Source organism: Bacillus sp. JJ1521, from assembly GCF_036965165.1.
Lineage (GTDB): Bacteria > Bacillota > Bacilli > Bacillales > Bacillaceae_L > Ferdinandcohnia.
The window spans coordinates 1-657 of sequence record NZ_JBALOX010000014.1 but is presented as its reverse complement, the minus strand read 5'-3'; the positions used below and the strand labels follow the sequence as shown (position 1 = coordinate 657).

1 protein-coding gene is annotated in these 657 nt (G+C 38.5%); it reads left to right on the top strand.

Translation table 11 applies throughout. The features are described from left to right. The first annotated feature begins 46 nt into the window (after nucleotides 1–46). Nucleotides 47–586 (top strand): DUF559 domain-containing protein, encoded by a 540-nt coding sequence (locus V7147_RS03200; RefSeq protein ID WP_335366418.1) that lies wholly within the window; start codon nucleotides 47–49, stop codon nucleotides 584–586. The last annotated feature ends 71 nt before the right edge of the window (nucleotides 587–657 follow it).

The following is a 657-nucleotide window of genomic DNA, read 5'->3' as shown; positions in this document are numbered from 1 at the left end:
TATGATTTATATATCGGTTACCCGTTTATTAGTGGTGCTATGTTAGATGGAAGGTCATTTTCCGCAAGGGAACTCTCCTATTTTAAAAGACTATGACGACTTCTTGCAGAAAATGGAAGAGGGGGTTTCTGATTTTGGATTAGCTGGGGACTTAATGAAGGTCGGTGAAGAGGACTCTAGCTTCACTTCTGATAATCTCGAAGCAGCCGAAAAAAACGCAGGAACAGCTCCTAAAAATGAAAAAGAAAAGTTCTTTGTACTAGAAACGGATGCATCTCAAGAAGAAATTATCAATTCTATGGAACATACAGACGGCATGGTCGTTCATGGGCCACCTGGAACCGGAAAATCACAGGTCATTCTTGTGATAGAATGTGACGGCTCCATGTATCATAGTTCTCCATCCGCAAAAGAAAGAGATGTCTATCGACAAAAATTTCTTGAAAGTAAAGGCTGGACCATCCATCGCATCTGGAGTAGAAATTGGTGGAAAGAACCTAGCGCAGAGCTGGAAAAAGTGGATCAATTGATTAGACAAATTTTAGAAAAAGAGAAAAACTTCGTGAAAGTAAAGCAGATGACATAGCGTAAACAGATCAAAAACCCTATATACAAACACTTGTTTGTGTATAGGGTTTTTAGTATAATAAAATAAGA

What these genes read in the sequence shown, in the direction of transcription:
- V7147_RS03200 (WP_335366418.1), top strand. Translation starts at nt 47, where the DNA reads ATGGAAGGTCATTTTCCGCAAGGGAACTCTCCTATTTTAAAAGACTAT.